Here is a 19,905-nt window from a genome sequence, read left to right on the forward strand (position 1 = left end):
TTTTTATTAGGAGTGATGTTTTATGCCACAGCAAATTTATTACAGTTTCATCCGTCTGCCTTTAGTAATCAGGATTCTGTTGATTGCCCTGTTGGTGATCTTTCTTTTTGGCGGATTAATACATATAGTCGAACCCTCCTCCTTTCCGACCTTTTTTGATGGAATCTGGTGGGCTGTGGTTACAGCTTCCACCGTGGGATTTGGGGATTTATATCCGACAAGCACAGCCGGGCGCATTATAGGTATTGCGCTTATTTTAACAGGAGCGGGCTTTCTGTCTACATATTTTATTTCTCTCGCAACAGCTGCAGTGACCCGGCAGAATGACTTTTTGGAAGGAAAAGTTGAATATCGGGGCAAAAACCATATTGTTGTGATCGGCTGGAATGAACGTGCACGAGAGATCGTAAATACACTCGGGGGCGATGGGATGAACCATTCCATTGCTTTAATCGATGAAACATTAAAATCAAATCCTGTCCCCCATAATAATGTACATTTTATTCAGGGACGAGCTAACAGAGATGATGTCCTTATGAAAGCAAATATATTTGATGCGCAAAAAGTAATCATAACAGCAGATCAGAATAAAGATGAATTGCATGCTGATATGAATTCAATCTTAACCTTATTGGCAATCAAAGGGTTGAATCGGGATGTTCAATGCATCGTGGAAATATTAACTTCTGAACAGGCAGCAAATGCCAAAAGAGCGGGTGCTGATGAAATTGTCCAGACGAATGTGCTCACAAGCTTCGTTATGATCAACAGCATTTCTTCCCAGGAGCTCGTTACTTCTTTTCTTGATTTGCTGGGACAGCTTGATAAACGAAAATTAACGTTTCAGCCTGCATCGGAAGAAATTGAAAATAAAACCTTTGCTGAACTTAGTGCAGAGCTTATGAATGAAGGCATCCTCCTTTTAGGTGTTAAAAGAGGGGAGGAAACTCTGGTTAATCCTCCCCAGCCTTTTAAAATTCTTCAGCAGGATCAGCTGATTGTTATACTCGGTTAATCTCTTATTAATATGGATTCAAGCTCTTCGACAAGTGCTTTGCCAAGATCAATGAATTCCTTCGGAAAACTGGCGTCCTTATCCACTGGCTCAGAGAATTGATCAAAGGAGGCGCTGAAATTTCCGGTATAGGCGTGGTCATCAAGACCGCGCTGGTACTTATGGGAAAGCAGAAATGGCCTGCCTATCTCCACGGTACAGCTTGGATCATCAAGCTGCCCATCAATTGCCTTAAATGGGACCCTTAAAAACTGGTACCCCACCTCATCATCAATTTTATAGTCAAAAGAACCGTGATCATAATCCCAGTTCCCGCCAATCGAATAGCCAATCGGCTTCAAAGCCTGCTCCAGCTTATATAAATCAAAATGCTTTCCTTCCACTTTTGAAGGTATCTCAATCACTGAATCCATCCCCTTTTTCGCTTTTTGCTTAGTTTCTCCAAAGTGGGGGATATCATGAATGCGATGTTAGGAATTAGATGGAACTTGTTTTTCTCCAATAAAAAACGCCTGCCCGCAGGCAGACGCTTCTACACTATTACTTCAATCTCTTTTCAAGTTCAGCTTTTTTCTCTTCAAATCCTGGTTTACCCAACAAGGCGAACATGTTCACTTTGTATGCTTCAACACCAGGCTGGTCAAATGGATTCACTCCCAGAAGATAGCCGCTCATTGCACAGGCTTTTTCAAAGAAGTAAACCAGATAGCCAAATGTATAGGCATCCATTTTTGGAATGGAAACGATCAGGTTTGGCACTCCGCCATCTGTGTGGGCAAGCATGGTTCCTTCAAAAGCTTTGTTATTCACAAAATCGACAGTCTCACCCGCAAGATAGTTCAAACCATCAAGATCATTTTCAGCCTCTTCAATGGTAAGTTCATGTCGTGATTCTTCCACCTTGATAACCGTTTCAAAAAGGTCTCGGCGGCCTTCCTGCACATACTGGCCTAATGAATGAAGATCAGTGGAGAAGTTAGCTGATGAAGGGAAAATTCCTTTCTGGTCTTTTCCTTCACTTTCACCGAACAGCTGCTTCCACCACTCTGCAAAATATTGAAGACCTGGTTCATAGTTGATCAGCATTTCAATCGTTTTGCCTTTGTTATAAAGAACATTGCGGACAGCAGCATACTGATAGGCTGCGTTCTCCTGAAGCTCAGATTTGCTGAAGTCTTCGCGCGCCTGTGCAGCACCGTTCATCATATCTTCAATGCTTGCACCGCTGACAGCTATCGGCAAAAGACCTACTGCTGTAAGAACAGAATAGCGGCCGCCTACATCATCAGGAATTATAAATGATTCGTAGCCTTCTTCTGTCGCAAGAGTTTTTAAGGCACCTCTCGCTTTGTCGGTCGTAGCATAAATTCGTTTACGCGCTTCTTCCACACCATATTTTTCCTCGAGCATTTTGCGGAAAATACGGAAAGCCAATGCCGGCTCAGTTGTTGTGCCTGATTTGGAAATCACATTAATGGACCAATCTTTTCCTTCAAGCAGATCCATTAAATCCTTCATGTATGAAGAACTGATATTGTTGCCGGCAAACAGCACCTGCGGAGTACCGCGCTTTTCTTTTGGAAGTGCATTATAGAAGCTGTGCTGAAGCATTTCTATAGCCGCACGCGCTCCAAGATAGGAGCCTCCAATTCCAATGACAATAAGAACATCGGAATCGTTCTTAATTTTCTCAGCCGCTTTTTGAATGCGGGAGAACTCTTCTTTATCGTAGTTTGAGGGCAGATCGATCCAGCCTAAATAGTCGCTGCCAGCTCCAGTTTGTTCATGAAGGGAGTGGTGAGCAACCTTCACTGCATCCTGCAAATATGTAATTTCATGTTCGCCAAAAAAAGGAAGTGCTTTTGAGTAATCAAAACGAACGTGTGTCATGAATGTCCTCCAATTTTTCTCAAATTTAAACAGCTGTTATCAATTGCTGTCATCTCTACTCCACTTTAACGAAAGCATCAAAGTTAATCAAGAATCATCCCATATTGTAAGCGTGTCCAATTTTGACATATTTTTTACACATAAAGTGAAACTTCAATCAGTGGGGGTTTTCCTTATCCCCCACTGATTGTTAGTTGAACCAATCGGGCCTTTACGGGCAGTTTGACCCCCACTTATCCTCCTTTGCCTTTGATTCCTCTGAGTCTTGAAGTGGGGGTATTACTGCCCGTTAGACTGCGATAAATAACGCCGGGAGAAAATGTAAAAGGACCCCGCCCATTGGCAGAGTCCAATCTGAATGTTATAAAGAAGCGCGGTAGATTGAAACTACGTCGGCATGATTTAATTTTGCGAAATTGCCAAATTCACCATTGACCGTTGCTTTGTCTGCCATCAATTCGATCCTGCTGTCATCGATGTCATAATCAGCAAGGCGGGAAGGCGCCCCAATGCTGTTCCAGAATTCACGAAGCTTTTCGATTCCTTCAAGTGCTGCCTCTTCATCCGTTTTTCCTGCCGGATCCACATTGAATACACGGACAGCCAGCTGCTTAAAGCGTTCAGGCTTCACGTTCAGATTATGCTTCATCCAGTTCGGAAACAGAATAGCAAGGCCGCCGCCATGAGGAATATCGTAAACAGCCGATACGGCATGCTCAATATTATGCGTTGCCCAGTCACCACGATAGCCCATATTCAGGATTCCATTCAACGCCATCGTGCCTGAATATAATATGGTTGCACGATGCTCATAGCTTTCAAGGTCTTCAAGAAGCTTAGGAGCTGCTTCCATTATGGTAATCAGCAGCGATTCGCACATGCGATCCTGAAAATCAGTATTTTCTTCAAGATGGAAATAATGCTCCAGCACATGGGACATCATATCGACAATTCCATACACCGTTTGATTTCTTGGCACTGAAAACGTATTAACAGGATCAAGAATTGAAAACTTAGGAAATGTCACAGGACTTCCCCATCCGTATTTTTCGTTTGTTTCCCAATTCGTAATAACAGATCCGGCATTCATTTCAGAACCGGTAGCAGCTAGTGTAAGAACCGTTCCAAACGGCAGAGCTTCTGCAGCAAATGCTTTCTTGATAACCAGATCCCAGGCATCGCCATCATATTTAGCACCGGCAGCTATAGCCTTGGTGCAGTCGATTACACTCCCGCCGCCAACAGCCAGCAGGAAATCAACGCCTTCATTTTTACAGATTTCAACACCTTTTCGAACCGTAGAGATTCTTGGATTAGGCTCAACCCCTGCCAACTCAAAAACTTCAGCACCAATTTCAGACAGCTCAGCCATCACTTTATCATATAAACCATTTCGCTTAATGCTTCCTCCGCCGTATACAACAAGTACCTTCTTGCCGTACTGGGGGATTTCAGTCTGCAATTGGGACAGCTGATCTTTCCCAAAAATTAATTTTGTCGGATTATAGAAGGTAAAATTTTGCATATCACCATCTCCTTTTCCCCATCATTATCTTTCAAATTTTAAGCTATTGCAAAAAGTATGATTCGATATTCGGCCTCCTTTTCATTATGGCCCTTAACGAATATTAAGATGAATATTTTTTATTTCCGTGCAGCAACATAATAGTGAACCTATACTATAAGGAGGAAACATCATGAGTGGCATACAGCGTATTGCACTGGTTCTAACAATTATTGGCGCTATAAACTGGGGTTTAATCGGATTTTTCCAATTTGATCTTGTGGCAGCTATTTTTGGCGGCCAGGATTCAGCCCTTTCAAGAATCATATATGGCCTTGTAGGCATCGCCGGCCTAATCAACCTTGGCCTTCTCTTCAAACCGAATGAAGAACTGGAAAGAGAACCTGAAACTAGGCCAACCCGCTAATATATGCAAAAAATCCTTGCACGTTGAGTGCAAGGATTTTTTTAATGAATCAGTATATATATACCGGATTAAACCCAGCCTCTGAAGCGGGAGGCTTCAGACATTTTTCTTGCGCCGACCATGTAAGCAGCTAAACGCATATTTACCTTTCTCTGCTGTGAAGTCTGGTAAACATTATCGAAAGCCTGAACAAGCACTTTTTTAAGCTTTTCTGTAACTTCATCTTCAGTCCAATAGTACCCCTGGTTGTTCTGCACCCATTCGAAATAGGATACGGTTACACCGCCTGAGCTTGCTAAAACATCAGGAACAAGCAGGATTCCCCGGTCTGAAATAATTTTTGTAGCTTCAAGAGTGGTTGGGCCATTTGCTGCTTCTACAATGATGGAAGCCTTAATATTATGAGCGTTTGCAGCGGTAATCTGATTGGAAACAGCCGCAGGAACCAGGATATCGCAATCAAGTTCAAGCAATTCTTCGTTTGTCAAAGTGTTATCGAAAAGGGTCGTTACCGTTCCAAAGCTATCGCGCCTATCAAGAAGGTAATCAATATCCAGTCCATTCGGATCATATAGAGCACCATAGGCATCTGAAATGGCGACCACTTTAGCGCCTGCATCATGCATGAATTTTGCCAGGAAGCTTCCTGCATTTCCAAATCCCTGAACAGCCACACGTGCTCCTTCAATGGAAATGCCGCGCTTTTTCGCAGCTTCCTCGATGCAGATCACTACCCCTTGTGCAGTAGCCTTTTCCCTTCCTTGTGACCCGCCGAGAACAAGAGGCTTGCCTGTGATAAATCCGGGAGAATCATACTCACGGAGGCGGCTGTATTCATCCATCATCCAGGCCATGATCTGTGAATTCGTATAAACATCCGGAGCAGGTATATCTTTTGTAGGGCCAACGATCTGGCTGATTGCCCTAACATAGCCTCGGCTTAAGCGTTCCAGCTCCCCCATTGACATGGAACGGGGATCACAAATAATGCCGCCTTTCCCTCCTCCATAAGGAAGATCCACAATTCCGCACTTTAAACTCATCCACATGGATAATGCTTTTACTTCATCTTCATTTACTTCAGGATGAAAACGGACACCGCCCTTTGTCGGTCCCACCGCATCATTATGCTGTGATCTGTAGCCGGTAAAAATTTTTATCGATCCGTCATCCATCCTTATCGGAATTCTTACTGTGAGCATTCTCAGCGGCTCTTTCAGCAGCTCATAAATCTCATCCCCATAGCCGAGCTTGTTCAAAGCTTCCTTGATCACAACTTGGGTTGAAGTAAATAAATTTAAAGACTCTTCCATTTTTTGTTCAGATACTTTCCCAGCTACTCCTGCAGCTCCCATCATGGCACCTCTTGATTTTAATATTTAGGAAAATTACAGCAATAATCCATAACCAGAGGCCCTGCATCACAAATTCAGATACAGGGGCCAACTGTCCGTAAATTTGTATTAGCTTAATACTTTATTGATTCTTTCTATTGCCCAATCAAGCTCTTCTTCAGAAATGACTAAAGGCGGGGCAAAGCGAATAACCGTGTCATGCGTTTCTTTGCAAAGCAAACCTTGTTCTTTAAGCTCTTCGCAATATTTGCGTGCCGGCTCATTCAGCTCAACACCAATAAATAAGCCGCGGCCGCGCACTTCTTTAATGACAGGATTATTAATTTCTTTTAATTTGCCCATGAAATATTCACCCAGCTTAAGCGAGCGCTCTGCAAGCTTCTCTTCAACCAATACGTCCATGGAAGCAACTGAAACCGCACAAGCCATTGGATTTCCTCCAAATGTTGAACCATGGGATCCTGGATTAAATACCCCAAGAACATCTTTATTCGCAACCACACACGAAATCGGGAATACTCCTCCTCCAAGCGCTTTCCCTAAAATGTACATATCGGGATCCACATCTTCCCATTCGCAGGCAAACATTTTACCGGAACGCGCAAGACCTGCCTGAATTTCATCTGCAATGAATAATACATTGTTCTCCTTGCAAGTTTCAAATGCTTTTTTCAAGAAGCCTTCTGGAGGAATCACAATTCCAGCTTCACCTTGAATCGGCTCAATTAAGAAAGCTGCCGTATTCTCAGTGATTGCTTCTTTAAGAGCGTCAAGGTCTCCGTACGGGATCAGCTTAATGCCTGGAAGCATTGGTCCGAATCCGCGCTTATATTCTTCTTCTGAAGAAAGGGAAACCGCTGTCATTGTACGGCCATGGAAGTTTCCGACACAAGCAATGATCTCCGCCTGGTTATCTGCAACCCCTTTTACGTCATAAGCCCAGCGGCGTGCAGCTTTGATTGCCGTTTCGACTGCTTCAGCTCCTGTGTTCATAGGGAGTGCCATCTCTTTTTTTGTCAGTTCACAGATCATTTCATACCATGGTCCAAGCTGATCGTTATGGAAAGCACGTGAGGTTAATGTTACACGATCTGCCTGGTCCTTCAGCGCCTGAATAATTTTTGGATGACGGTGCCCCTGGTTTACAGCCGAATAAGCACTTAGCATATCCATATATTTATTGCCTTCAGGATCTTCCACCCAAACACCTTCCGCTTTGGAAATAACAATTGGCAGCGGATGATAGTTGTGTGCACCGTATTTTTCAGTTTGTTCAATTAGTGATTTTGATTTTGTCGCTTCAGTCAATTAAAATTCCTCCTTTTTCAGAATAGTCCTTTCTATTGTAACGTTAAGCTATTCTTCTTTAAACTATTTAAGGTTTTAGCATGTACAGGATATTAAATATCCCATACATGCTTTAAAGATTTTAATACATTTCAGAAGTCGTCTTTGCCTGCATGTGCAGCAGGATATAGTCAGGGCCGCCTGCTTTGGAGTCTGTTCCTGACATGTTGAATCCGCCGAATGGCTGGTATCCAACGATCGCACCTGTACAGCCGCGGTTGAAGTATAGGTTTCCAACATGGAAATCTTCACGCGCTTTTTGGATGTGTTCACGGTTCTGTGTGATCACAGCTCCTGTTAAGCCGTACTCTGTGTTGTTGGCAATTTCAAGCGCATGGTCGAAATCCTTTGCCTTTGTGAAACCAACGACCGGCCCAAAGATTTCTTCCTGCATTAAGCGCGCGTCTGGTGCAAGGTCAGCGAATACAGTCGGTTTGATGAAGAAGCCTTTTGAATTGTCCCCTTCTCCGCCTGTCATCAGCTTGCCTTCTTCTTTGCCGATTTCGATATAGCTCATGATCTTGTCAAATGCGCCCTGGTCGATGACAGGACCCATGTAATTGCTTTGGTCTTCAGGGTTGCCCTGCGTTAATTCGTTCGTCAGTTCAACCACACGGTTAAGCACCTGATCGTATACATCTTCTACGATAACCGCACGGGAGCAGGCAGAGCACTTCTGGCCTGAGAATCCAAATGCAGAAGCCACGATGGAAGTCGCCGCCAATTCAAGGTCAGCTTCTTTGTCGACAACGATTGTATCCTTGCCTCCCATTTCCGCGATTACGCGCTTCAGCCAGATTTGGCCATCGTTTAATTTAGAAGCGCGCTCATTGATGCGAAGACCCACGTCGCGTGATCCTGTGAATGAGATGAAGCGGGTATCTTTATGGTCAACCAGGTAGTCGCCCACTTCTGCCCCACTGCCAGGCACGAAGTTCAGAACGCCCTTTGGAAGGCCTGCTTCTTCCATTACTTCAACAAATTTCGCAGCCACAACCGGTGTTGTAGACGCTGGCTTTAATAGAACAGTGTTTCCTGCCACGATCGCAGCAACAGTTGTGCCGGCCATGATTGCAAGCGGGAAGTTCCAAGGAGAGATGATGATGCCCACTCCCAATGGAATGTAGTCATAACGGTTATATTCATTCGGACGGCTGTTGACTGGAACACCGTCTTTAATTTCTAAGATTTGACGTGCATAGTACTCAAGGAAGTCAATCGCTTCCGCAGTATCAGCATCTGCCTCGTTCCAAGGCTTTCCTGCTTCCTTCGTTAATAGGGCAGAAAACTCATGCTTGCGGCGGCGGATAATCGCAGCAGCTTTGAATAAAACATCTGCGCGTGTTTCCGGCTTTACTTTTCTCCATGTTTTGAATGCTTCCACAGCAGCCTGCATCGCTTTTTCCGCAAGCTCGCGGTTTGCCTTTGAAACACGGCCCACTACTTCTTCTTTATTAGAAGGATTGATTGATACAATTTTATCTTCAGTGGAAATTCTTTCTCCGCCTATTAATAAGTCATAGTCTTGTCCTAAATAGCTTTCGACTGTTTTTAATCCCTGTAAGTACGCTTCACGGTTTTCTTCTGTTTTAAAATTTGTGAAAGGTTCATGTTTGTACGGCTGTACCATGATGCCATCCCCCTTTAATAAATTCGTTTTTCATCCACCATTTAATAATGCAAGAAATGTGCCAAATATAAAAAGCTGATAAATGACAGTTCTTATAAGTTGAAAGCAAAATTTTTTTGCTCTTTTTGAAATACTAATAGTTTCTGGTGCAAATTTTCATTGCATATATTCAATTAAATATATACTATTGAATAAACTGCCGAGTGAAGGAGATTACAATGAATCACAGGGAAATTGAACAGCTCCAACTAAACAACAAGATCTTTCAGCGGATATTAGATGAAATTGATGTTGGTGTCCATGTAGTGAATGAGGAAGGAAGAACAACTTTCTACAATAAAAAAATGGCTCAAATAGAAGGCATGGATTATGAAGATGTATTGGATAAAAATCTTCTGGATGTGTTTTCTTTCAACCAGGACGAAGACAGCACCTTACTTCAGGCGCTCAAAAATGGCAGCAAAATTAAAAATGCCAAACAAACCTATTTTAACAATAAGGGGCAGGAAATCACCACGATCAATAATACTTTTCCAATTATGGAAGATGGCGAACAGATTGGCGCTATGGAAATCGCACGTGATGTGACCAAGCTTGAAAAGCTGATCAGAGAAAATATGAATAAACGGGGCGACACCCGCTATACTTTCGACAGTATAATTGGCTCAAGCGACGAGATCAATGAAGTGGTTGAAGCGAGCAAAAGAGCAACCCGGACAAGTTCTTCTGTCCTGATTATCGGAGAGACCGGTACAGGAAAAGAGCTCTTTGCCCAAAGCATCCATAATGGCAGCAGCCGATCTTCAAAACCATTTATCTCTCAAAATTGCGCTGCTCTTCCAGACAGTCTGATAGAGGGTCTTCTATTTGGCACAAAAAAAGGTGCATTTACAGGCTCCATTGAAAGGCCTGGATTGTTTGAACAGGCAAATGGCGGGACTTTGCTGCTTGATGAAATTAATTCACTTAATCCATCCCTGCAGGCAAAGCTATTGAGAGTTTTACAGGAAAAAACGGTCCGCAGGGTTGGTGATACGAAAGACCGGACAGTAGATGTTAGAATTATAGCAACCATTAACGAAGACCCGATTGATGCTATCTCAGAAGACCGCCTGCGAAAAGATTTATATTACAGGCTGAGTGTTGTTTCCCTCTTCATTCCGCCTCTGCGAAAGAGAAGAAAGGATATCCGGGATCTTGCACAATTTTTCATAGAAAAATACAATCAGCTCTTTGGAATGAATGTAGCGGAAATCGATGAAGAAGTAATGAGCAAATTCGAGCAATACGATTGGCCGGGCAATGTACGGGAATTGGAGCATATTATCGAAGGAGCCATGAATCTGATTGATCAGGAAGAAACCATCAGCTATGTGCATTTGCCTCTTCATTTCCGGAATAAGCCGCAATTCAAGGAGGAGCCGAACGAAACCGGCCATTTGGAGGATTTGCTGATTCAGAAAAACAAGCCTATTAAATCACTTGAACAATATATACAGGAAGCTGAAACCTACTATCTAAAGAAAGTCCTTAAACACCATGGCAATAATATAACCCAAGCCGCAAAATCCCTTGGCATGAGCCGGCAAAACCTGCAATATAGGCTGAGGAAGTACGGAGTCAGGAAAGAAAACAGCTGAGTGAATCCGGCGTGAGGACCTGCCAAAAATCGAGTAAAAAACGAAAAGCTCCCCACTGGGAGCTTATTTGTATATAATATCATCCCGAAGCGCTGCTACACGTGTCAATGCTTCATCGATATCTCGCTCACTCACTCCAAAATGCGCAAGTGCATCATGCAGATGCCTGGCAATCGCATCAAAGTGTTCCGGCTGCAGATTCATGCCCTCATGTGCTTTTGCCATGGAATTGCCTGAATATTGATTCGGCCCTCCCAGAGCATAACTGATGAACTTGGATTGATGGCGTTTCTGCTTTACCATATCGGTATGCTCGAAAAACTGATTGACGGTCGGATCCTTCAATACCAGTTCCTCGTAAAAATAATCGACAACCTTTTTAATAGATTCTCCGCCGCCTACTTTTTCGTAAAGTGTCTGCTCTGCCATATTTATCTCTCCTTTCAACAAACTATATTCTTTGCTGACTGACAGTTCCTATTCAAAAATAGTACAGTCAGGAACAATTTACCTTTACCCCATTATCTTTTCAAAAAAACAAATAGGCTCCGTGGGCACGGAGCATGAGATTTAAGAAGCTAATTGATCTTTCTCTTCCATTTCTTTTCGTTCCTGATCACTCATGAATGTTATTTTGTAGCCAAGCATCGCAAAGATAATAGCCAGAATCGGCACAGTGAAATTTAAAATCGCGTATGGTGCATATTCAAATGGATGAACCGCCAGAGTTGACATGATAAACACCGCACAGGTATTCCAAGGAACAAAAACGGACGTGACGGTACCTCCATCTTCAAGGGCCCGCGAAAGATTTTTAGATTGCAGATTTTTATCCTTAAATGCCTGTGTGTACATTCTGCCCGGCAGCAGAATGGAAATGTACTGCTCTGCAGCGGCTACATTGGTAAAGAAAGCAGATAGCACGGTAGTGGCTACTAAGCTCCTTGCTGAACGGGCCAATTTCAGGATCTGTTCAACAATGGCTTTTAGCATCCCGGTCTGCTCCATAACTCCTCCAAATGCCATCGCCACTATCGTAAGGGACACAGTATACATCATATCGTCAATGCCGCCTCTATTAAATAGCTCGTCCACCATTGTGTTTCCTGATTCAATCGAAAACCCGCCCTGGAGTGTATTCACAGCATCCCCTGCAGCGCCTCCCTGTACAAAAATATGGCAAAGCCAGCCAAGGAAAACACCAATAGCAAGCGCGGGCAATGCAGGCACTTTTTTTGCCACTAATCCTATAACAATTAAAGGAACCAATAATAGCCAAGGGGAGATGACAAAGTTCTCCGATAAAACATTCATAACACCAGAAATTTTATCATTATTCAAATCATCTCCGCCAAATTGCCTTCCCAAAAACCAATAAGCAATAATGGCAATGGCCAGCGCTGGAAGGGTTGTGTAAAACATATGTTTTATATGTTCAAAAAGATCTGTACCAGTAATTCCTGCAGCCAAATTAGTCGTATCTGACAGCGGTGACATTTTATCTCCGAAATAGGCGCCTGAGATGATAGCTCCCGCCACCATTGGAGCCGGAATACCCATGCTGATTCCAATTCCCATTCCGGCGACGCCAATGGTTCCCATTGTAGACCATGAACTTCCGATTGCCAGAGTGACAATGGCACAGATAATACAAATTGAGACTAAAAACATGGATGGAGTCATTAGATTTAATCCGTAAAAGACCATGGTCGCTACAATTCCTCCGCCAATCCAGGAGCCAATTGTCAAACCGACCATTATAATAATCAGAATTGCCGGGAGCGCTAACTTAATGCCTTTATAGAAGCCTTCCTCAATATCGTTCCATTTATAGCCAAAACGCCATGCAATGAAAGCGGATACAATTGTTCCGGCAATTAAAGGCACATGCGGGCTCCCTTCAAACTTAACAATCGTAATAATCATTGCAGCAATCATTACCAGCAGCGGCAGCACTGCAAACCAGAAGGGAATTTTCTTTCCTGTTGTTTCTTTCATATTGTTCCTCCTTTTAAAGTTACACGTCTGTGGTTAAACTATTGCAAGATTAATGCCAAGATATAAAATTCTAATATTTTTCAGACTATTTACCGTAAAAAAATTTAATTTTTCTCGGTTTTATGTAGGTAAGCATGCAAAATATATTGTCGAGCGCCCGCTCATTTTGCATACAAAAGCAAATATTTTTTGCATCAAATAAAAAATAAAAAACCGGGCAGCAAAACCCGGTTTTCATTTTTATTACTTCTTAATAAGATCCTCGCGCTGGGACTGGTCAATCCACTCTTGAAGCTTATCTTTAAGTGTATTGAATCCCTGTGCAGATTCGTCTTCCATTTTGATTGGAGCTGCCTGGCGCTTGCGAGGCTTTCTTGCTTTCGCTTCTGCTTGTGGCGCTTCTTCTGTTGCACGGATTGATAAACCGATTTTTCCTGCTGCTTCGTCAACAGAAAGAACCTTCACTTTTACTTCATCGCCCACTTTAAGATGCTCATTAATATCTTTTACGAAACCATGAGTCACTTCGGAAATGTGGACTAATCCCTGTGTATTCTCATCTAATGCTACGAACGCACCATATGGCTGAATACCCGTTACCTTTCCTGTAATAACACTGCCTACTTCGATTTTCTCAGACATGAAAACACTCCTATTTAAATTCAAATTTTATCTCTTTATACGCAATAAGAAATTATATCACAACTTGATCAAAATATCAAAAGGAATTCAAATGGAAACCCCAGACATTTTTATGCCATAAGGAATCACAGACTGTCATTCATTATAATAAAACAATCCGGAAACAATATGTAGACATTCTATTTGTTTGTTAACTAAATGTTCATGAAGTACAAAAAGGATCTTACGTTTGCCATGATAAAATATAGATAGAAGAAATTGTTAACGGGAGTGATGGATATGTCAAATATAGGCCATAACATTAAAGCTTGCCGCGAACGTGCAAACATGACCCAGCAGCAGCTCGCATTAAAGGTGAGAGTGGGGACGGGTACGATTGCAAAATACGAAAATGGAGATCAGATCCCTGATACACAGACTGTTTTAAGAATCTCAACAGCCCTGGATATTCCAGCTTCCGAACTGCTTGAACAGGAACTGCAGAAGGGCCAGTCAGGAATCGATTATGAAATCGAACAGCTTGTGCGTGAAATTGGCACAAAAAAAGCAAAGCTTATCTTGCGGAAGGCTAAGGAATTCAGTGAGGAAGATTTCCTGCGTGTCATGCAAATGCTATATGAAATTAAATATGATCAAAAAGTTTTATAAAAGGGAGTATAAAAAAAGGGAATACTGGTTAGCCTTGAAGTATAAGGCTTTCTAGTATTCCCCCCCTTTTTGAAGTTGACAATCTGTTGTGGATTGTCCTTTTTTTATGCCTTCTGATTTTGCTTTACAAAATGGCTAATTCTCTTAATCGCTTCCTGCAGAAGTTCCATGGAAGTGGCATAAGAGCAGCGCACATGGCCTTCCCCGCTTTCGCCAAAAATATTGCCTGGCACGACCGCTACCTTTTCCTCCAGCAGCAGCTTTTCTGCAAATTCTTCAGAAGAAAGCCCGGTACTTTCAATTGATGGGAAAGCATAAAAGGCTCCACCCGGCATATGGCATGTTAGCCCCAGTTCATTTAGAGACTGAACAAAATAATTCCGCCTGCGCTTATAGCTCTTTTTCATATCCTCGACATCGGATCTGCCAGTCTTCAAGGCTTCAAGTGCAGCAAACTGCGCCATCGTAGGTGCGCACATCATCGCATACTGGTGAATTTTCAGCATAGCCTGCGAGATCTCCTCAGGAGCACAGACAAACCCTAATCTCCAGCCAGTCATGGCGAACCCCTTTGAAAATCCCGAAATTAAGATTGTTCTTTTCTTCATCTCTCTGATGGCGGCAAAACTCGTATACTCATCATCATAAGCAAGCTCTGCATATATTTCATCAGAAAGAACCAGCAAGTCGTACTTTTCAGCTATTTGTGCAATTGCGTTCAGTTCATCTCCGGATAACATTGTTCCAGTCGGATTATTGGGCGAACAAAGCATAATGGCTTTAGTCCTGCCGGTTATTGCGTTTTGCAGCTGCTCAGGCATAATCTTAAACCCATTCTCCTTTAAAGTCTGGACCTGAACAGGCACACCTCCCGCCAGTGTTACTAAGGGAACATAGGAAACAAAGCTTGGTTCAACCACAATTACTTCATCACCCGGATCAAGGATTGCCCTTAGAGATATATCCAATGCCTGGCTCGCTCCCACCGTAACGATAATTTCATTTTGGGGTGAATAAGAAACTCCGAAGCTTTCCTGCATATAATCTGCAATTTCCTCCCGCAGCTCCATTAACCCGGCATTAGCCGTATAAGAGGTATATCCCTGCTCAAGTGAAAGGATGGCTGCTTCACGCACTGACCAGGGTGTGATGAAATCAGGTTCACCCACCCCAAGGGAAATGACTCCTTCCATTCCTGCAGCAAGGTCAAAAAAGCGGCGAATCCCGGAAGGTTTAAGCTCTTCTACCGTTTTGGATAAATAAGACTTTGTTCCCTTCATTACGGTGACACCACAATTCGTTTGTCATCTTCATTTTGTTCAAAAATAGTGCCGTCATGCTTATATTTTTTTAGAATAAAGTGTGTTGTTGTCGACAAGACGGAATCGAGAGTCGAAAGCTTTTCTGATACAAATCGGGCTACCTCATTCATGGAACGGCCTTCAATGATGACAGAAAGATCATAGGCGCCGGACATTAGATAGACAGACCTCACCTCTTTGAAACGGTAAATTCTCTGTGCAACTTCATCGAATCCTACCCCCCGCTTTGGAGCGACCTTCACATCAATCATAGCGGTAACTCCCTCTTGGCCATCCACCTTTGACCAGTCAATAACAGAATTAAAACGCACAAGCACTTTCATTTCCTCGAGCTTATCTAAAATGGTTTCAGTTTCCGCCACATTTAATTGAGCCATTTTCGCAATGTCTTCAACAGGGATTCGCGCACTGTTATTTTCTAAAATCTCAAGAACTTCGATTTGCTTTTCAGTTAATTTCAATACTTGTCGCTCCCATCCTTTAGTGATTTACTCTATAAAATAGTTCCATTATAGCAAAAACTTCGAAAAATAATTGTGTCACTTTCATTATTTATTAATTTCTTTAAAATCATATGTGTCAAGATTAAGATTAAGGGGAAAATACTGTGAAACTGAGTCTAGGAGGGGGAAGGCCCATGGAACGAGCGACATTTTCAGGAACAGAGCCAATTAATGGAACAGATGTTTATTATGAATACTATAAACATGAGTCCTCCAGGAATACCCTGGTTCTGCTGCACGGTTTTCTTTCATCCACCTTTAGCTTTCGCAGGCTGATCCCTCTGCTGCAAACGGAATTCAATGTGGTTTCGATGGATTTGCCGCCCTTCGGCAAAAGCGGGAAATCCCAGCAGTTCGTCTACTCCTATAAAAACCTGGCTGATACGGTTATCCGCTTATCAGAAAAATTGGGCTTTGAAAAGGTCACATTAATAGGTCATTCCATGGGGGGACAGATTGTTTTAAATGTTGCACATTCCAAGCCTGATCTGGTTGACCAGGCCGTACTGCTGTGCAGTTCCGGATATATGAAACGAATGAAGCCTCATATTATCTTTTCAAGCTACATACCATTCTTTCATTTGTATGTGAAATTATATCTTCAGCGCTCAGGGGTAAAACAGAATTTAAAAAATGTTGTCTACGATCATTCCATGATTGATGATGAAATGCTCTATGGCTATTTGTCGCCCTTTTTAGAAGACGATATTTTCCGAGCCTTAACCAGGATGATTCGCGACAGGGAAGGCGATATGCCTGCCGCTGCATTGAAGAAAATAGAAACACCGTGCCTTCTAATATGGGGAGAACATGACAGGGTCGTTCCGCTTCATATCGGGAAACGGCTGAATAAAGATTTAAAGAATTCCAAACTGGTGGTATTAAAAGATACCGGTCATCTCGTGCCGGAAGAGCGGCCGGAAGATGTTCTTAAGCACATCCGGACTTTTGTAAATTCCGTTCAGGTGTGCAGATAAAAAAGGCAGCCCCCGGGACGAGAGCTGCCTTTTTTCACTTTACATAGCACAGGAGCCATTATTCTTGATTTCAAGAAGACGCCCGGAGATTTCTTTGCAATTTTCCAATGGAATGACTTCCTCAAAGGAAAATTCATATATGGATTGAATCTTCCTGGCTAATTTCACCTGATCATCCAGATCATGGACTGCCTGAACTGAATCCGCAATTTCAGTGTCATAGTTGCCTGGCCCAACTCCAAACGGATCCCATTGATCCAGTGTATAAACTAGCAAAAGATTTGTTTGCTGAATTTCCATTTATATCACCTGATTATTATTCGGCTGAATGAAGCCGCAATATTTTAATTTTTAGCATCAATATCATATCATAGAGTCAGGATACATAAAAGAATTCTAAAGGCGGTGACAGAGTTGGATCGTTTTAATTTCCATCAAAAAATCAGCAGGGAAAATACAGCTTCTGTTAAGTGGGATCGGACCAGGGAGGTTTTCGGCAGATCCGATGTATTGCCGATGTGGGTAGCGGACATGGATTTTCAGCCACCAGAGGAAGTGAAGAAAGCCATAGAGGACAGAATAGCTCATGGAGTCTACGGATACACGTTTGCTCCTGATTCAACCGCAGACTCTATTGGGCAGTGGCTATACAGGCGGCATGGCTGGAAAATCAATAATGAGTGGATTTTATACAGCACCGGAGTGGTTCCCTCCATCGCAACTGCGATCCAGGCTTTTACGGAAAAAGAGGAGAAAGTAATGCTTCAGTCTCCCGTATATACTCCTTTCTTTGAAATGATTAAACAGAATGGCCGCAAAGTCGTTAATTCTCAGCTGAAGCTCGAGAACGGCCGGTACGAAATTGATTTTGCCGATTTTGAAGACAAATTGAAAGAAGGAGTGAAACTATTCCTCCTATGTAATCCGCACAATCCGGGCGGCCGCATGTGGACAGAAGAGGAACTTAGGAAAATAGGGGAGCTCTGTGTAAAATATAATTGCCTTATTCTTTCCGATGAGATCCATTCTGATTTAATTTATAAGGGCCATAAGCATTATCCCATTGCTTCAATGGATCCACAATTTGCAGACATTACGGTCACCTGCATAGCTCCGACAAAAACCTGGAACCTTGCAGGGATTCAAGCTTCAGCTGCCATTATTAGCAATGAGAAGCTGCGAAAGGCATTCCAGGCAGAACAGCACAAGCAAGGATTCTTTACGCTGTCGGCCTTCGGCATCATCGGCATGGAGGCAGCTTATCGACGTGGCGAAGAATGGCTCGATGGTCTGATGGATTATCTCGCTGAAAATAAACGGACAGCAGCTGAATTTATTGGTGAGCACCTTCCCGGTATTCGCCTGATGGAGCCGGACGGCACCTATCTTCTATGGCTGGATTGCCGCGGATTGGGATTAAGTGATGCCGAACTGCGCCAAAGGCTTTTGGAAAAAGGGAAACTCGCATTGGAGCCTGGCCCGAAATACGGCCCGGGCGGTGAAGGCTTCGTCCGGATGAACATTGCCTGCCCGCATGAAGTATTGGCGGAGGGACTGGATAGGCTGAAGCGGGCTTTTGAGTGATAGTATGTGGAGGCACGGCTAGGAGCCGTGCTTTTTTTGGTGTGTGTGTGGAGATTGCGTTTCTTCTCTTGGTCTCGTTTTTTGGCCCTATTGCCCCCTTTATGGCGACCATTTCCTTCTCTGGGCCCTTGTTTTCGTCCTCATGAAGCCTTTATGGCGACCACTTTCTTCTCTTGCTCCTTGTTTTCGGCTTCATGAACCCTTTATGTCTACCATTTCCTTCTCTTGCTCCTCGTTTTCGTCCTCATGAGTCCTTCATGGCGTCCATTTTCTTCTCTTGCTCCTTATTTTCGGCCTCATAAAGCCTTTATGGCGACCATTTTCTTCTCTGGGCCCTCATTTTCGGCCTCATGAACCCTTCATGGCGACCATTTTCTTCTCTGGTTCTCCATAATCGGCTTCATAATCTCCTCATGCTTCAATCCTGCTTTTCAATATAATAAGAATACTTTCCATGTCCCTGTATTAAATATTTCTTACTGAGTATCCTCCGCACAGTCTTCCCGGACCCAACACCACCGCACCAATCAACTATTGAATTTGTAGTAATTTTTTTATATGGAAACAGCACCCTAAATTCTTTCACACAACGCAGTATCGCAGTGTCTGCCTTTTCTTTCAAACCACATTCCCCGCACGTTAAGTAACCTTGTGTAAAGGGGGTCAAGAACGAAGAACACGAATCACACGGAATTCCTTTTCGCAATTGAGTATAGTTGTATTCTGGAATTCGCATGTAGGGATTTTCTTTCAGGCAGAGTGCATTCAACTGTTCAGCCAGCTTCATGTTTCTGGATTTTGCCTGATTTGGAGTATTTTTTAATTTTTCAAGGAATCGTTTTAGCTGTGAAGGAAATACGGCGGGAATATTTAGTGGAGCCTGATACAGCTGAAAGCCGGGGTTGATAAATATCAGATGAGATTTAATGGGAAGATGAAAGCCGAGTCCTTTTAGGAGTCCTCGCAATAGTGTTTCGCATCTCTGCAGCTGAAGAAGGGGATTTTTTATTTCTGTTTTGGACGGAAGGGAGTACCATCTTTCACTTTCTATGCAATAGTCACCTTCGTAGTTTTTCACTTCAAAGACAAAAAGAGTGCCGCCGGCGATAAGGAGGGTATCGATTTGGAAGTGGGTATTGCTGCTTTCCAGCAGGAGATCTTTTAGAATGATGAACGAGTCAGAGAAGTCCTGAAGTTCCCTGTCAAAATGAAGCTCGCCTGCATAGCCCTTCTCTAAAAAAAGAAATTGATTTTCATCTTTCAAAGGCAGCTCAAGACGGCGTGAAAGGTTGCGGAGCAATTCCAGCTCCCGTGGTTCGAAACGGGGTCTATTATTCATATTTCACCTCTCGTATTGAATTAATTTCATTTTATGAAAATTTTCCCACACTCACAAGTAAAATCCCCTCGCGCTTCAAGCAAG

The 19,905-nt window shown here is 43.0% G+C and carries 19 protein-coding genes; 6 read left to right on the forward strand and 13 right to left on the reverse strand.

Going from position 1 to position 19,905, the window contains the following annotated elements:
* The first annotated feature begins 22 nt into the window (after window positions 1–22).
* The gene (locus tag ACTHRG_RS22060; protein ID WP_335688772.1) at window positions 23–1,015 is read left to right on the forward strand and encodes a potassium channel family protein; all 993 of its coding nucleotides are present in this window, start codon (window positions 23–25) and stop codon (window positions 1,013–1,015) included.
* Here ACTHRG_RS22060 and ACTHRG_RS22065 read toward each other — a convergent pair.
* The 3 genes from ACTHRG_RS22065 to ACTHRG_RS22075 all read right to left on the reverse strand — a co-directional run bounded on the left by ACTHRG_RS22065 (window position 1,012) and on the right by ACTHRG_RS22075 (window position 4,430).
* On the reverse strand, window positions 1,012–1,419 hold the full coding sequence (locus ACTHRG_RS22065; RefSeq protein WP_061793366.1) for a YugN-like family protein: 408 nt from the start codon (window positions 1,417–1,419) through the stop codon (window positions 1,012–1,014). The genes ACTHRG_RS22060 and ACTHRG_RS22065 overlap by 4 nt on opposite strands.
* A gap of 136 nt (window positions 1,420–1,555) precedes the next feature.
* Entirely contained in the window at window positions 1,556–2,905 is a 1,350-nt protein-coding gene (locus tag ACTHRG_RS22070; protein ID WP_335688773.1) for a glucose-6-phosphate isomerase, read from the reverse strand.
* 361 nt (window positions 2,906–3,266) lie between these two features.
* Window positions 3,267–4,430: an iron-containing alcohol dehydrogenase gene (locus ACTHRG_RS22075; protein ID WP_440232051.1), complete on the reverse strand. Its 1,164-nt coding sequence runs from the start codon at window positions 4,428–4,430 to the stop codon at window positions 3,267–3,269.
* Between the two features lie 172 nt (window positions 4,431–4,602).
* On the opposite strand from ACTHRG_RS22075, the gene ACTHRG_RS22080 reads away from it, so the two are divergent.
* Window positions 4,603–4,836 (forward strand): DUF378 domain-containing protein, encoded by a 234-nt coding sequence (locus tag ACTHRG_RS22080; protein ID WP_048012022.1) that lies wholly within the window; start codon window positions 4,603–4,605, stop codon window positions 4,834–4,836.
* Between the two features lie 68 nt (window positions 4,837–4,904).
* Here the strand turns inward: ACTHRG_RS22080 and ACTHRG_RS22085 are convergent, their stop codons facing one another.
* The 3 genes from ACTHRG_RS22085 to pruA all read right to left on the reverse strand — a co-directional run bounded on the left by ACTHRG_RS22085 (window position 4,905) and on the right by pruA (window position 9,168).
* Entirely contained in the window at window positions 4,905–6,149 is a 1,245-nt protein-coding gene (locus ACTHRG_RS22085) for a Glu/Leu/Phe/Val family dehydrogenase (protein WP_335691209.1), read from the reverse strand.
* A gap of 150 nt (window positions 6,150–6,299) precedes the next feature.
* Complete coding sequence (locus ACTHRG_RS22090; protein ID WP_076263568.1) at window positions 6,300–7,499, reverse strand: ornithine--oxo-acid transaminase; 1,200 nt, start codon at window positions 7,497–7,499, stop codon at window positions 6,300–6,302.
* Between the two features lie 121 nt (window positions 7,500–7,620).
* Window positions 7,621–9,168, reverse strand: a complete 1,548-nt coding sequence (pruA, locus tag ACTHRG_RS22095; protein ID WP_440232052.1) for an L-glutamate gamma-semialdehyde dehydrogenase — start codon at window positions 9,166–9,168, stop codon at window positions 7,621–7,623.
* A 218-nt stretch (window positions 9,169–9,386) separates the two neighbouring features.
* Between pruA and ACTHRG_RS22100 the strand changes: the two genes are divergently transcribed.
* A complete protein-coding gene (locus ACTHRG_RS22100; protein ID WP_440232053.1) occupies window positions 9,387–10,808 on the forward strand; it encodes a sigma-54 interaction domain-containing protein in 1,422 nt (473 codons plus the stop codon).
* Between the two features lie 63 nt (window positions 10,809–10,871).
* On the opposite strand, the gene ACTHRG_RS22105 is transcribed toward ACTHRG_RS22100, so the two are convergent.
* The 3 genes from ACTHRG_RS22105 to yugI all read right to left on the reverse strand — a co-directional run bounded on the left by ACTHRG_RS22105 (window position 10,872) and on the right by yugI (window position 13,448).
* Window positions 10,872–11,237, reverse strand: coding sequence for a group I truncated hemoglobin (locus ACTHRG_RS22105; protein WP_440232054.1), 366 nt, complete (start codon window positions 11,235–11,237; stop codon window positions 10,872–10,874).
* A 141-nt stretch (window positions 11,238–11,378) separates the two neighbouring features.
* Window positions 11,379–12,806: a Na+/H+ antiporter NhaC gene (gene nhaC / locus ACTHRG_RS22110; RefSeq protein WP_440232055.1), complete on the reverse strand. Its 1,428-nt coding sequence runs from the start codon at window positions 12,804–12,806 to the stop codon at window positions 11,379–11,381.
* A 243-nt stretch (window positions 12,807–13,049) separates the two neighbouring features.
* Window positions 13,050–13,448 (reverse strand): S1 domain-containing post-transcriptional regulator GSP13, encoded by a 399-nt coding sequence (gene yugI, locus ACTHRG_RS22115; RefSeq protein WP_035332058.1) that lies wholly within the window; start codon window positions 13,446–13,448, stop codon window positions 13,050–13,052.
* A 279-nt stretch (window positions 13,449–13,727) separates the two neighbouring features.
* On the opposite strand from yugI, the gene ACTHRG_RS22120 reads away from it, so the two are divergent.
* Window positions 13,728–14,096 (forward strand): helix-turn-helix domain-containing protein, encoded by a 369-nt coding sequence (locus ACTHRG_RS22120; protein WP_076258196.1) that lies wholly within the window; start codon window positions 13,728–13,730, stop codon window positions 14,094–14,096.
* A gap of 104 nt (window positions 14,097–14,200) precedes the next feature.
* Here the strand turns inward: ACTHRG_RS22120 and ACTHRG_RS22125 are convergent, their stop codons facing one another.
* Together ACTHRG_RS22125 and ACTHRG_RS22130 are read right to left on the reverse strand one after the other, a co-directional pair.
* Entirely contained in the window at window positions 14,201–15,376 is a 1,176-nt protein-coding gene (locus ACTHRG_RS22125) for an aminotransferase (RefSeq protein WP_440232057.1), read from the reverse strand.
* Complete coding sequence (locus tag ACTHRG_RS22130; protein ID WP_440232058.1) at window positions 15,376–15,879, reverse strand: Lrp/AsnC family transcriptional regulator; 504 nt, start codon at window positions 15,877–15,879, stop codon at window positions 15,376–15,378. Before ACTHRG_RS22130 ends, ACTHRG_RS22125 begins: the two co-directional genes overlap by 1 nt.
* Before the next feature lie 176 nt (window positions 15,880–16,055).
* Here ACTHRG_RS22130 and ACTHRG_RS22135 point away from each other — a divergent pair, with 176 nt between their 5' ends.
* Window positions 16,056–16,898 carry an alpha/beta hydrolase gene (locus ACTHRG_RS22135; RefSeq protein WP_440232059.1) on the forward strand — a complete coding sequence of 281 codons (843 nt, stop codon included), beginning with the start codon at window positions 16,056–16,058 and terminating at the stop codon, window positions 16,896–16,898.
* A 39-nt stretch (window positions 16,899–16,937) separates the two neighbouring features.
* Here ACTHRG_RS22135 and ACTHRG_RS22140 read toward each other — a convergent pair whose 3' ends face one another.
* Entirely contained in the window at window positions 16,938–17,198 is a 261-nt protein-coding gene (locus ACTHRG_RS22140) for a DUF1871 family protein (protein ID WP_440232060.1), read from the reverse strand.
* Window positions 17,199–17,312: 114 nt separating this feature from the next.
* Between ACTHRG_RS22140 and ACTHRG_RS22145 the strand changes: the two genes are divergently transcribed.
* Complete coding sequence (locus tag ACTHRG_RS22145; protein ID WP_335691194.1) at window positions 17,313–18,482, forward strand: MalY/PatB family protein; 1,170 nt, start codon at window positions 17,313–17,315, stop codon at window positions 18,480–18,482.
* A gap of 418 nt (window positions 18,483–18,900) precedes the next feature.
* Here ACTHRG_RS22145 and ACTHRG_RS22150 read toward each other — a convergent pair whose 3' ends face one another.
* A complete protein-coding gene (locus ACTHRG_RS22150) occupies window positions 18,901–19,821 on the reverse strand; it encodes a nuclease-related domain-containing protein (protein ID WP_335691196.1) in 921 nt (306 codons plus the stop codon).
* Window positions 19,822–19,905: the final 84 nt, after the last annotated feature.

The sequence above is a fragment of the Cytobacillus sp. SAFR-174 genome, assembly GCF_051964675.1.
Taxonomy (GTDB): domain Bacteria; phylum Bacillota; class Bacilli; order Bacillales; family Cytobacillaceae; genus Cytobacillus.

Excerpts from the sequence above, each read along its gene's own strand:
- ACTHRG_RS22120 (WP_076258196.1), top strand. The coding sequence starts at position 13,728 with ATGTCAAATATAGGCCATAACATTAAAGCTTGCCGCGAACGTGCAAAC.
- yugI (WP_035332058.1), bottom strand. The coding sequence starts at position 13,448 with ATGTCTGAGAAAATCGAAGTAGGCAGTGTTATTACAGGAAAGGTAACG.
- pruA (WP_440232052.1), bottom strand. The coding sequence starts at position 9,168 with ATGGTACAGCCGTACAAACATGAACCTTTCACAAATTTTAAAACAGAA.
- ACTHRG_RS22100 (WP_440232053.1), top strand. The coding sequence starts at position 9,387 with ATGAATCACAGGGAAATTGAACAGCTCCAACTAAACAACAAGATCTTT.
- ACTHRG_RS22150 (WP_335691196.1), bottom strand. The coding sequence starts at position 19,821 with ATGAATAATAGACCCCGTTTCGAACCACGGGAGCTGGAATTGCTCCGC.
- ACTHRG_RS22080 (WP_048012022.1), top strand. The coding sequence starts at position 4,603 with ATGAGTGGCATACAGCGTATTGCACTGGTTCTAACAATTATTGGCGCT.
- ACTHRG_RS22140 (WP_440232060.1), bottom strand. The coding sequence starts at position 17,198 with ATGGAAATTCAGCAAACAAATCTTTTGCTAGTTTATACACTGGATCAA.
- ACTHRG_RS22075 (WP_440232051.1), bottom strand. The coding sequence starts at position 4,430 with ATGCAAAATTTTACCTTCTATAATCCGACAAAATTAATTTTTGGGAAA.
- ACTHRG_RS22135 (WP_440232059.1), top strand. The coding sequence starts at position 16,056 with ATGGAACGAGCGACATTTTCAGGAACAGAGCCAATTAATGGAACAGAT.
- ACTHRG_RS22085 (WP_335691209.1), bottom strand. The coding sequence starts at position 6,149 with ATGGAAGAGTCTTTAAATTTATTTACTTCAACCCAAGTTGTGATCAAG.
- ACTHRG_RS22105 (WP_440232054.1), bottom strand. The coding sequence starts at position 11,237 with ATGGCAGAGCAGACACTTTACGAAAAAGTAGGCGGCGGAGAATCTATT.
- ACTHRG_RS22125 (WP_440232057.1), bottom strand. The coding sequence starts at position 15,376 with ATGAAGGGAACAAAGTCTTATTTATCCAAAACGGTAGAAGAGCTTAAA.
- ACTHRG_RS22070 (WP_335688773.1), bottom strand. The coding sequence starts at position 2,905 with ATGACACACGTTCGTTTTGATTACTCAAAAGCACTTCCTTTTTTTGGC.
- nhaC (WP_440232055.1), bottom strand. The coding sequence starts at position 12,806 with ATGAAAGAAACAACAGGAAAGAAAATTCCCTTCTGGTTTGCAGTGCTG.
- ACTHRG_RS22060 (WP_335688772.1), top strand. The coding sequence starts at position 23 with ATGCCACAGCAAATTTATTACAGTTTCATCCGTCTGCCTTTAGTAATC.